Source organism: Pseudoalteromonas sp. NEC-BIFX-2020_015 (assembly GCF_012952265.1).
Classification (GTDB): Bacteria; Pseudomonadota; Gammaproteobacteria; order Enterobacterales; family Alteromonadaceae; genus Pseudoalteromonas; species Pseudoalteromonas neustonica.
In genome coordinates, this window is sequence record NZ_JABCJL010000016.1 from 1 (window position 1) to 13,489 (window position 13,489).

Annotated in this window: 4 protein-coding genes; 3 read left to right on the forward strand and 1 reads right to left on the reverse strand. The window is 43.0% G+C overall.

The window, feature by feature from the left end:
* Window positions 1-8 precede the first annotated feature (8 nt).
* From HH219_RS12905 to HH219_RS22030, 3 genes are all read left to right on the forward strand, one after another.
* Window positions 9-9,746 (forward strand): Ig-like domain-containing protein, encoded by a 9,738-nt coding sequence (locus tag HH219_RS12905; RefSeq protein ID WP_349251622.1) that lies wholly within the window; start codon window positions 9-11, stop codon window positions 9,744-9,746.
* 148 nt (window positions 9,747-9,894) lie between these two features.
* The gene (gene yeiP, locus HH219_RS12910; protein ID WP_054206052.1) at window positions 9,895-10,467 is read left to right on the forward strand and encodes an elongation factor P-like protein YeiP; all 573 of its coding nucleotides are present in this window, start codon (window positions 9,895-9,897) and stop codon (window positions 10,465-10,467) included.
* 552 nt (window positions 10,468-11,019) lie between these two features.
* Window positions 11,020-11,214 carry a hypothetical protein gene (locus HH219_RS22030; protein ID WP_054206051.1) on the forward strand — a complete coding sequence of 65 codons (195 nt, stop codon included), beginning with the start codon at window positions 11,020-11,022 and terminating at the stop codon, window positions 11,212-11,214.
* On the opposite strand, the gene HH219_RS12915 is transcribed toward HH219_RS22030, so the two are convergent.
* A complete protein-coding gene (locus tag HH219_RS12915) occupies window positions 11,211-13,448 on the reverse strand; it encodes an EAL domain-containing protein (protein WP_054206050.1) in 2,238 nt (745 codons plus the stop codon). The two genes, HH219_RS22030 and HH219_RS12915, sit on opposite strands and share 4 nt — an antisense overlap.
* Window positions 13,449-13,489 lie beyond the last annotated feature (41 nt).

Sequence of the window (13,489 nt, forward strand, 5' to 3'; positions counted from 1 at the left end):
TTGACGGTGTGACTAAAACCACCACAGCTGACACGAGCGGTAATTGGAGCTTGTCAGGTAACGAACTAGATATTAGCGCGTTGAATAATGGCACGCTTACGGTATCAGCAACACAAGCCGACAGCGCGGGGAATAGCTCAACGGCGGCCACAACGACGATTTTTTTAGATAATCAAACACCGAGTACACTCGTCATTAATACACCTATAGAGGGTGACGGCATTGTTAATAAAGATGAAGATAGCGATGTTGAGATCACAGGTTCGGGGGCTGAATCAGGTGCGACTGTATCCGTGGATATCGCAGGAGTAAGCCAAAATGTTGTTGCGAATGCCAGCGGTAACTGGACATTATCAGGTAGTGAATTGGATATTAGTTCACTAAATAATGGCACGCTAACGGTTAGCGCAACTCAGACGGATAGTGCGGGTAACCTGTCTGATTTAGCAACAAAAGTAATTACGCTTGATAATGTTGACCCTACAGGGCACAGTGCAGCAATTACGCAAACTGAAATTAATCGAAGCAATGAAGCAGCGTTAAGCTTTACTTTGAGTTCTCTAGAGGGAAGTGGCTCATTTACATACCAAATAACAGATGGTTCAAATATAGTATCTAGCAGTGCTGCTACCACCATAAGTGCGGTAACGGCAGAAATTACTGGCGTGGATGTAACCAATTTAAATGAGGGGACATTAACATTATCAGTGGCAGTATCGGATTCAGCTGGAAATGAAGCAGATGACGTAACTACTTCGGTTATCAAGCGTTACAATATCAAACCTGTGTTATCTGGTTCGCCAACAACGTCTATAGATGAAGATGCTGAATATAGCTTTACGCCAACACTCACAGATCCTGATACAGCTGACACACAAACCTTTAGCATAACAAATAAGCCTAGCTGGGCTACATTTGATACTGCGACAGGTTTACTTTCAGGCACACCTACCGATCAGGATGTTGGTACCACGACGAATGTGAGTATACAGGTATCAGATGGGACCGAGGACAGTGATCCACTGACATTTAATATTGAAGTAAAAAATACCAATGATGCGCCTATTGGCGAACACTTTGGGTTTAGCTTAGATGAAGGTGCGCTACTTACCAAAGTGGCTGCAGATGGTGTATTGAGTACGGCGACCGATGACGACACGGATAGTGATGATACATTAACAGCTGTAAAAGTAACCGACCCAACATCGGGGACATTAACATTTAATAGTGATGGTAGCTTTAGTTATCAACACGATGGCAGTGAAACAACAACTGACAGCTTTACTTATCAAGTAGTAGATACCGCAGGCGAAAAATCAGCAATCCAAACGGTGAGCTTTACAATTACATCGATAGAAGATGCGCCAGAGGTTGTTAATGATTCAGCTACTACAGATGAAGACACCCCGATTACCTTTAACGTGGTTGCTAACGACAGTGATGCTGAGAATAACATGGTTGTTTCTTCAGCGGCTGTTGTTGATGCAGCAACAAAGGGGCAGGTTAGTATTGCTAATGGCGTGGTAATCTATACACCATCGAGTAACGTATCAGGCACAGACACGTTTACTTATACAGTGAAAGACAGCACGGGGTTAACCTCTGAAAAAGCGACCGTAACAGTCGTTATTACCCCTGTAAATGATGCACCTGTAGCGAGTAACTTTAATGAAATGGTGGATGAAGATACACCAACAAGTGCATTAACAGTAAGAAGCACGGCCACTGATGTGGAAGATACTGTACCGACCGGTGATATTTCGCTTATCGCCCAACCAGTCAAAGGGTCTGTGAGTATTAACCAAAATGATGGCACTTTAATCTATACGCCTGCGGCTAATGAAAATGGCCAAGACACCTTCACGTACACCATTGCAGACAGTGATGGTTTAGTATCAAACACCGCAACAGTCACCGTTAACATAGGTGCAGTGAATGACCGTCCGGTTGTTGCGAATGATGCGGTGACTACCGATGAAGACACAGCGACAAGTGTGGCCATTTTAGCGAATGATTCAGACGTTGAAGACCAAGGGTTTAACGGCGCGAATGTATTGTTAGAAGATAAAGGCGACGGCGTCGGTGAATACAGCTTTGCCAGTGTAAGCGTGAATTTAGATGGTAGTTTAGCCATCACGCCAAAAGCGGATATAAATGGCGTTCACAGCTTTACTTACACAGTGACAGACAGTGAAGGGCTAGCCTCACAAGCAGCCACAGTGACACTGACGATTAACGCCATTAATGACGCACCAGTTGCGCTTGATAATACGGCGCAACTGCAAGAGGAAGGGCAGTTTGAGGTCAACGTACTGGGTAATGACAGTGACGTAGATGAAGGCGACAGCCTAGATGTAAGCAGTGTAACAATTGTGAGTGATGCAGCGAACGGGCAAACGCAAGTGACCAGTGCAGGGGCGATTATTTATACAGCCAATGCCAACTTCTTTGGTGACGACAGCTTTACCTACACAGTAAAAGACAGTCATGGTGCACTCTCAAATGTTGCCACAGTGACGATGACAGTAACGTCAGTGAACGACAAACCCGTGGCCAGCGCACAAGCGCAAACACTGGATGAAGATGGTTCAATCTTGTTGACGTTAGTCGCGACAGATGTAGACCAAGATACACTGAGCTATCGCATTGTGGATGAGGTTACAAAAGGAAGCCTAATCCAACAAAGTAATGACAGCTGGCTTTACACCCCGACAGCGAACGCGAATGGCGCAGACAGCTTTACGTTTGTGGCCAATGATGGCGAGGTTGATTCGGATGAAGTCACCGTATCATTAACGATAACCCCGATTAACGACAAGCCAACGCTCGCAGGGCAAGCAGTCTCAACAGATGAAGACACGGCATTAACCGTGACCTTATCGGGCGAAGACATTGAAGGGCAAAGCCTGAGTTATACCGTGGTGACGGATGCGGTCAATGGCAGCGTAAGCTTAACGGGCAATAGTTTGGTGTACACACCAAACAGTGACTTTAATGGCAGTGACTCAGTCAGCGTTGTCGCCAATGACGGCGAGTTAAATTCAGAGGTGGCGAATATTGCCATCACAGTGACGAGTGTTAATGACGCACCGTTGATAAGTGGTACGCCTGCGACGTCAGTGAACGAAGACAGCGGCTATCAATTTATCCCTACAGCAAGTGATACAGACAACGACACCTTAACGTTTAGTATCAGTAACAAACCAAGTTGGTTAAGCTTTAACAGCGCAACGGGCGAATTAAGCGGCACCCCGCTGAATGAGCAAGTAGGCAGTTACAGCAATATAATTATCAGTGTGAGTGATGGCACGCAAACGCAAAGCTTAGCGCCATTTAGCATTACGGTAATCAATACCAATGATGCACCAAGTATCAGTGGGGTACCCGCAACGCAAGTGAACGAGGATGAAGCGTATAGCTTTACACCAAGCGCACAAGACATGGACGGTGATACGCTGAGCTTTAGCATCACGAACAAGCCAAGTTGGGCAAACTTCGATGCAGCGACAGGTCAGCTTAGTGGCACCCCGACAAATGATGATGTAGGCACGCAAGCAGGCATTGTGATCAGCGTCAGTGATGGCAGTATGAGCACCGCGTTACCAGCCTTTAACCTGGAAGTTATTAATATCAATGACGCCCCAGTTCTATCGGGCACACCGAGTACAACCGTAGCAGAAGACAGTGCGTATTTATTCACGCCAACAATCAGTGATGTTGATAACAGTGTGTTTGTGTTCTCTATCAGTAATAAGCCAAGCTGGCTCAATTTTGATGTTAATACTGGCACGCTCAGCGGTACGCCAGCAGATGAACATGTCGGTATACAGCAAGGGATCGTAATAAGTGCATCAGATGGAACTGCGAGCGTAAGCTTACCGGCCTTTGCAATTGAAGTGACAAACACCAACGATGCACCGGTAGGAAAAAATGCAACATTCACATTGAATGAAGCACAAACGCTGACGGTGACAAGTGCCAATGGATTGTTAAATAACGCCACTGATGACGACACCGATAGTGGAGATAGTTTATCTTTGGTCATTGTAAGTGAGCCGCAATTTGGTGAACTCTCAGCGCAAGCGGACGGTAGCTTTAGTTATGCTCATAATGGTGGGGAGGATGTCAGCGACAGCTTTACTTATCAAATCAAAGATAGTTCAGGTGAGTTATCACCTTTATACACCGCAACCCTGACAATCAATGCAATAGCAGATGCACCAGTAGCACAAGATGATACCGCGCAGACCAATGAAGACACTGGTGTAACATTTAGTCTGACCAATAACGACACAGACGCCGAAGGCGATATGGTCGTAGCATCTGCTGCTGTGTTAGTGGCGCCTACAAAAGGTAATGTGACCATTGCCAATGGGGTTGCGACATATACACCTGCGCTAAACGAAACAGGCACTGATAGCTTTACGTATACAGTTAAAGACGCGGCAGGAAATACATCAAATACCGCAACAGTGACCATCGATATTACCCCTGTCAATGATGCACCGGTTGCGGCTACGATAGTAATTAGTACGCAAGAAGATACGGTATCTGACGCGACAGCACTCAAAGCACAAGCAACCGATGTTGAAGATACAATACCAACAGGCGCAATTACCGTGGTTCGCTCGCCAAGTAAAGGGCAAGTGGTTATTGATGAAACCGCAGGGACTTTTGTATACACACCAAATAGTAATGAAGTAGGCCAAGACACCTTCACGTACACTATTGCAGACAGTGATGGTTTAGTATCAAACACCGCAACAGTCACCGTTAACATAGGTGCAGTGAATGACCGTCCGGTTGTTGCGAATGATGCGGTGACTACCGATGAAGACACAGCGACAAGTGTGGCCATTTTAGCGAATGATTCAGACGTTGAAGACCAAGGGTTTAACGGCGCGAATGTATTGTTAGAAGATAAAGGCGACGGCGTCGGTGAATACAGCTTTGCCAGTGTAAGCGTGAATTTAGATGGTAGTTTAGCCATCACGCCAAAAGCGGATATAAATGGCGTTCACAGCTTTACTTACACAGTGACAGACAGTGAAGGGCTAGCCTCACAAGCAGCCACAGTGACACTGACGATTAACGCCATTAATGACGCACCAGTTGCGCTTGATAATACGGCGCAACTGCAAGAGGAAGGGCAGTTTGAGGTCAACGTACTGGGTAATGACAGTGACGTAGATGAAGGCGACAGCCTAGATGTAAGCAGTGTAACAATTGTGAGTGATGCAGCGAACGGGCAAACGCAAGTGACCAGTGCAGGGGCGATTATTTATACAGCCAATGCCAACTTCTTTGGTGACGACAGCTTTACCTACACAGTAAAAGACAGTCATGGTGCACTCTCAAATGTTGCCACAGTGACGATGACAGTAACGTCAGTGAACGACAAACCCGTGGCCAGCGCACAAGCGCAAACACTGGATGAAGATGGTTCAATCTTGTTGACGTTAGTCGCGACAGATGTAGACCAAGATACACTGAGCTATCGCATTGTGGATGAGGTTACAAAAGGAAGCCTAATCCAACAAAGTAATGACAGCTGGCTTTACACCCCGACAGCGAACGCGAATGGCGCAGACAGCTTTACGTTTGTGGCCAATGATGGCGAGGTTGATTCGGATGAAGTCACCGTATCATTAACGATAACCCCGATTAACGACAAGCCAACGCTCGCAGGGCAAGCAGTCTCAACAGATGAAGACACGGCATTAACCGTGACCTTATCGGGCGAAGACATTGAAGGGCAAAGCCTGAGTTATACCGTGGTGACGGATGCGGTCAATGGCAGCGTAAGCTTAACGGGCAATAGTTTGGTGTACACACCAAACAGTGACTTTAATGGCAGTGACTCAGTCAGCGTTGTCGCCAATGACGGCGAGTTAAATTCAGAGGTGGCGAATATTGCCATCACAGTGACGAGTGTTAATGACGCACCGTTGATAAGTGGTACGCCTGCGACGTCAGTGAACGAAGACAGCGGCTATCAATTTATCCCTACAGCAAGTGATACAGACAACGACACCTTAACGTTTAGTATCAGTAACAAACCAAGTTGGTTAAGCTTTAACAGCGCAACGGGCGAATTAAGCGGCACCCCGCTGAATGAGCAAGTAGGCAGTTACAGCAATATAATTATCAGTGTGAGTGATGGCACGCAAACGCAAAGCTTAGCGCCATTTAGCATTACGGTAATCAATACCAATGATGCACCAAGTATCAGTGGGGTACCCGCAACGCAAGTGAACGAGGATGAAGCGTATAGCTTTACACCAAGCGCACAAGACATGGACGGTGATACGCTGAGCTTTAGCATCACGAACAAGCCAAGTTGGGCAAACTTCGATGCAGCGACAGGTCAGCTTAGTGGCACCCCGACAAATGATGATGTAGGCACGCAAGCAGGCATTGTGATCAGCGTCAGTGATGCGCAGTTAAGTGCTAGCTTAGTATCGTTTTCAATTACGGTTAATGACACAAATGAAGCGCCAGTTGCGCAAAGTATTTCGCTGAGTTTACTTGAAGATAACGCAATTTCGTTTTCACCAACGATAACAGATGCTGATGGGGATGTATTAACATTAGTTATTATGTCACAACCGCAGTTTGGTACATTAAGTCAGCAAGGAACGTCGTTTACTTACACGCCAAACCTGAACTACTTTGGTGCTGATGGCTTTACGTATTTAGCAAGTGATGGCGCAGAACAATCTGCAGTCGCTACAGCGAGCTTAAATGTAACCTCGGTGAATGACCTTCCTGTGGCAAATCCTGATGTATTCTCGTTTGATGAAAACGAGCAGAACATTTACACGCTTGATGTGCTGGCAAACGACACGGACGCTGATGAGCAGCAATTAAATATAATAGGAGTAAATGCAAGCGTAGGGTCTGTCACTATTGAAAATGGATTGGTTGTTTATAATGCGCAAGCAAGTACGCAGGGTACTATTCAAATTAATTATTTGATTGAAGACCCTGATAAAGCGCGCAGTAAATCAACGGCTAAGTTAACAATAAATCAACTGGACATAGGTTTGCCAACTATTGAAACACCGGCCGATGTTAATGTTAATGCGAAGGGGTTATTTACTAAAGTGAACTTAGGGGTTCCGCTTGCATCCGACAGTCAAGGTAATCGAATCGGGGTATCATTGGTAAGCCCAAATATACTCTTTGCTCCAGGTAGCCATTTAGTGTATTGGAAAGCAGTTGATGGTAATGGACTTGAGGCAATCGCGACACAAAACATTAATATTAATCCACTGATTTCTTTGAGCAAAGATAGTCAAGTTGCTGAAGATCAGACACACATGTTTAGTGTATTCTTAAATGGTGAATCACCTGTATATCCAGTAACTATACCGTATACAGTTTTAGGAACTGCTGATAGTTCAGATCACAATTTAACATCAGGTGAATTAATCATTGAAAGTGGTGTTCAAGGGCGAGTTAACTTCACTGTATTTGCTGACTCAGAGCTTGAAGGCAATGAAACAATTACAATTTCACTGGCTGATACGCTGAACCTAGGCGCGAGATCAACAGCCACGATTACTATTGTTGAAGATAACGTAGCACCAACAATTACAACATCTGTTCATCAAGGTGGGCAAGGTAGATCGTTGGTGACTATCGGTGAGGAACTTGTCACCATTACAGGGCTTGTCGAGGATGTGAATCCAAACGATAACGTTAGCTTGAGTTGGCTATCTATTGATAATGAGCTTATCAATACCAGTGCGAATGAGAGTGAATTTACTTTCTCAACACAGTCTCTTACTGCGGGTATTTACAAAGTATCAGTAACGGCAGAAGATGATGGTGAACCTCGTTTATCAACAACCAAAGAAGTCTATGTTGAGGTTATTGAGGCTCTTGCAACATTAACAGAGCAAGACTCCGATGGAGATTTAATTCCAGATGATCAAGAAGGTTACAGCGATAGCGATAATGACGGTATTCCTGATTACCTTGATGCCATCAGTGAATGTAATGTTATGCAAGAGCAAGCCAAAGATAGTGATGAGTTCTTGGTTGAAGGTGAACCTGGCGTTTGCATCAGAAAAGGGATCACGGTCTCACAAAATGCAACAGGTGGTGTACAATTGCTCGATAGTGAATTGCCAGCAGATAATGATGCGGTAAATATTGGCGGGTTATTTGACTTTATCGCCTCAGGTTTACCTAATGCAGGCGATACTTACAGTATTGTGCTGCCACAAAGAAACCCAATTTCGCAAAACTCGGTTTATAGAAAGCTAAAAGAAGGCGAGTGGGTTGATTTTGTAACAACAGGCGAGAACCAAATACTCTCGGCGGCAGGCGAGCCAGGTTATTGTCCACCACCACGCAGTAATGAATGGACCACAGGGCTAATTGAAGGGTCATGGTGTGTACAACTACAAATTGTTGATGGCGGCCCAAATGATGATGATGGAAAAGCAAACCGCTCTATTGTTGACCCAGGTGGCGTAGCAGTTGTTCGCTCCACAAACCAATTACCGCAAGCTAATCCAGATGAGGTAACGATCGGTGCAGGTGAATCTATTACAATTGATGTATTAAAAAATGATACAGATTTGGATGGTGATTCACTGTCACTTACTGGTGTAACCGTTGATTTTGGCGAAGTGAGTATTGTTGAAAATCAGTTGCTTTATACTCCGCCTGCAGCGTTTGTTGGTGTTGCAACGATTGAGTACAGTATCAGTGATGGACAAGGTGGTACATCAAATAGCACCGCTAAAGTGAACCTTGTAACTAATAATGCACCAACTGCAGTGTTTGATACGGCATCAACAAACGATCAAGTATCAATAGAAATTGACGTACTTCGTAACGATACAGATATAGATGGCGATGAGTTATTTATTGTAAACGCAAAAGCCATGCAAGGAAGTACAGCAATTAATGTAAACGGTACATTGCAGTACACACCAAAAGTTGGCTTTGAAGGAGTGGATACAATTGATTACACTATTAAAGATAGTAAAGGAGCTAAATCAGCGGCGCAAGTTGAAGTCACTGTTAAAGCAGTTAAGTCAGTTGCCATTAGTAATAAATCATCAGGAGGCAGTATGGGAGGCTTAGGGTTATTATTGATTTCAGTGCTTGTTATTAGCCGTAGAAAGTCACTACTACCAGGTTTTGCAATTATTACCACAAGTTGTTTGTTGAGTACTAGTGCAATGGCTGATACATGGTCGATAGAGGGGACCTTAGGACAAGCTAAAGCAAAAAGTGCATTAGCTAAACCAGATAACGACGTAAATTTAATATCAGTGGATGATACAGATACAAGCTGGTCGCTGGGTGTTTATTATGATCTGACTAAAAATTGGCAGGTTGGTTTAAGATACATTGATTTAGGGCAAGGACGTGTTGAGCTAACGGCAGATACAATTAACCCAGACGGTGTTCATATCGACTACTCACGCTACGTACCAGTTCTTCCTAAAGGGATTGCTACTGAAATTGGCTATCGTTTTGAGCCAGTAGAGTCATTAAGTGCAACGTTATTTTTAGGTGCATACCGCCATCAGTATGAAATACAAAGCGGTATTACTGGAGGTGCGATGTTAGAGCATAAAGAACATGACACTAAGCCGTACGCAGGTGCTGCATTAGGTTATTCGGTATATAAAAATACCGAGCTACTACTTAAATACACCTATTATAAAGTGACAAAAAATGATGTTGGTGAGTTATCTGCAGGTGTAAAAGTACGCTTTTAAGATTGACTAAACTATAATCAGCGCCGCCATTAGGCGGCGTTTGATTGTTTAATTACGCAAAAACTATCGTTAAGTTGCTTTGTTTCTATTGAAGAATACCCAGTTCGTGGTATGTTTCTGTGGATTTATAAATTATGGGAATACACTAATGCCTAAGGCGAGTGAAGTTAAAAAAGGTACTGCTATAGAGTTTAATAGCCGCGTGCTAGTTGTTAAAGATATTGTTAGATCTGTACCGCAAGGCCGTGCTGGCGGTAGTTTGTATCGTATGCGTTTATACGATGTAGTCACGGGCAGTAAAGTTGATGAAACATTCAAAGATAGCGATATGCTTAAATTGGCAGATTTAATTCGCCGTGAGTCAATGTTCTCTTACATCGATGGTGAAGAGTATGTATTCATGGATAACGAAGATTATACGCCATACAACTTGAATAAAGAGGCTATCAGCGAAGAAATTTTATTCGTGAACGAAGAAACGCAAGGTGTTCACGTTATAGTCATTGATGGAGCACCTGTGGGCTTAGATTTACCATCAAGTGTTGAATTAGTGGTTGAAGAGACTGACCCATCAATTAAAGGTGCATCTGCGAGCGCACGTTCAAAGCCAGCACGTCTATCAACGGGTTTGATCATTCAAGTGCCAGAGCATATTTCTACGGGTGACCGCATTCGTATTAATACCGCAGAACAAAAATTTATGGGCCGTGCTGAAAAGTAAATCAGACATACCAACGTTATTAAAGTGAGAGAGTCAAACCTCACCACTTTAATGAAATAGGTATAGCGTAGTAATTTAAAACCAGCTTTGGCTGGTTTTTTTTTGCCATCATTTTTAGGGCGTGTTGACCTTTCGTGATTGATTTTGCAGCAGTATGTTTGGTATTTAGGCAAGGCAGAGCCTATGTCGTGTGGTTGTTCCCCATAAATAGGCGATAACGCAGTATAAATGCCAAACATGCGCTGCCCAAAAGGTTCTTTCTAGGGGCGATTGACTCTTTGTTGCCTACACGGATGTAGGTAAGGGGCGTGAGCAGGACGCGGAAGCTTTGCTCGGTTTTTACTTATTCTCACATGGATGTGAGCCAGTAGAATAACGCAGGAGCAGTTATCGAGCCCGCTAGGTTACAAACCTCGCGCCGCGATTAAATCGCCCCTAGATTGAACAAATTTCAATCCACAAAGGTCAACACGCCCTAGCATAACACTTTAAATTTATTTGAGCTTTGGTTAAACTGCCCGCCTGATTTTTGACCTGAATGGTGTTGTTGGTTTGCTTTATTTTTTAATCAGTATTGTGTTTGTTGTTATTATGTATTTAGAAGTGATTAAAAAAGGCATGCCAGTAAAGCGTTGGATAGTCCTTGCAGGGCTGTTAGGCCCTGTAGCGTGGTGTTTATTTAATTTACATTATCGACGTGCTCTTTTACGGTGTAACGGGAGGCAAGCGTGTATTTGGCTGCCTTAAGCTTGATGAACAAGGCTCAGTGCGGATTCACTTTGTTGCTTTTCTAAAAAAACAGTAAACTCAGCTTTAGAGAGCGGCTTAGAGTAATAGTAGCCTTGCATGGTTTCGCAGTTTAACTCTTTTAAAATAGTGATTTGGTCTGCTTGCTCAACGCCTTCAGCAACCACATGGAGATCAAGGTTATGAGCAATCGTTACAATTGAGTCAACCATGTTGCGGCCACGCTCTGTTTTCATGTCGTCTATAAATGCTTTGTCTACTTTTAATGTGTTTAACGGAAATTGTTTTAAATACGCCAGTGATGAATAACCAGTTCCAAAGTCATCCATAGCTAAATGAATTCCCCGTGCGCTAAGTGAGCGCATAATTGAAATGGCATCTTGCGGGTCATCCATTACCGTACCTTCAGTAATTTCGAGCTCTAAAAAGTATGAGGGGAGCTCATTCTTTTGCAGTATAACGTCAATGCGGGTGGTTAAATCGGGTAAACTAAATTGCTTAGCTGAGAGGTTAACGGCAACACGACCGTTGAATAAACCAGCATCTAACCATTCTTTTACATCTCTGCATGACTTGTTTAATACTACTTCACCAATCTCAATTATTTGTCCTGTTTCTTCTGCTATTGGAATAAATACACCAGGACTAATTATCCCTTTTTTAGGGGTGATAAAGCGCACTAATGCTTCCATCCCAGTGAACTTTCCAGTACGAATGTTCATTTTTGGTTGATAATACACTTCAAAATGATCTTCTTTTAAACCAAAACGCATAAGGTTTTCAATTTGTAAGCGTTTAACTGCTTGACGATTCATCGTGTCATTAAAAAACAGGTAGCTATTGCCCTTCTTTTTTGCGTGATACATGGCTGTATCGGCATTTTTAAGCAGCAGTTCAGGGGTATTACCGTCTTCAGGAAATAATACAATACCAACACTTGAAGTGATCACGAGTTCATGACCAGCCATTTTAAATGGAGTGGCTATGGCTGCTAAAAATTGTTTTGCCATGCGGGTAATGGTGTGGATATCGTTTGTACCAGACATAACTAAAGCGAATTCATCGCCGCCTAAGCGATAAAAAACATCTTTTTCTCGTGTTAGTTTATTTAAGCGCATTGCTAATTTTGCTAATAAACTGTCGCCAAGTTGATGGCCTAATGAGTCATTAATTTTTTTAAAATCATCTAAATCAAACACAAGTAAAGCATGGTGCTCATTTTGTCTGGCTAACTTTTTTAAGTTAGTAAAAAATAAGTTTCGATTGGGCAGGCCGGTTGTCCGATCGCGGTTTGATAAGTTATGCAATTGTGATTCGGCTTTTTTACGTTCTGTAAGATCAGAGTAAACGATTACGTAATTACATATTTGATTTTGTTCGTTTTTTATTTCATCAATTGAAATTTCAATCGGTAATAATTTGCGCTCGCTATTGCGTAGTTTTACTTCTTGCTGCCAGTGATCTGTTTGTTTTACGGTATTTTTTATTTCATCTATATAGCTTTGTTCGTAGCCATGCAAAGTAAAAGGTTTGTTTAGGTAGTTATCGCGATTTCCCCCAAATTGACTTAAAAAGCTAGGGTTTAAATCAACTAAATTAAAATCTTTGTCATAAATTGCGAGCGCATCAGTAAGCGACTCAACACATTTTGCAAATAAGTTAAGACGTGCCTCTGTGGATTTCAGTTGGGTGATATCACGCACAGTACCAGTCATGCGCAATGGATTTAGGTTGCCATCTTTTTCGATGATCTTTCCTCTATCAAGCACCCAATGCCAACGGTCTAAGCTATCTTTTATACGGTAGCTGGCTTCAAAAAATGCACTTTGTTCAGCAAAGTGCTGCTTTAATAACAGAGCGACATTTGCAACATCATTTGGGTGAATAAGAGTTTTATTAGGAGGGAAATCACTGGTGGCGTTTTTATCCATCATGTATTTATCATTTATTCTCAACACTGAGCCAGATTTTATATTCCAATCCCACAAAGTGTCTCCACTGCCTTCTACAGTGCTTTTTAAACGATGTTCTGACAACCGCAGTTGCTTTCGGGAACGGCGCAGTCTATATATGGTAAATAGCAGGTACGGTAAAACCAGCGCAACAAAGGCGCTTGGTAAATAGACCATTAAGGTTTGTTGATCAAGAGATTGCTCAGCATAGCTTTGTGGGCTATAGCTGAGAATAAATATGATGAACAGTAATGTTTTAAGTATTATTTTTTTTATTATCATTATGCACTTCTTTATTTAGCACTTGATAATTTAAATGAAGC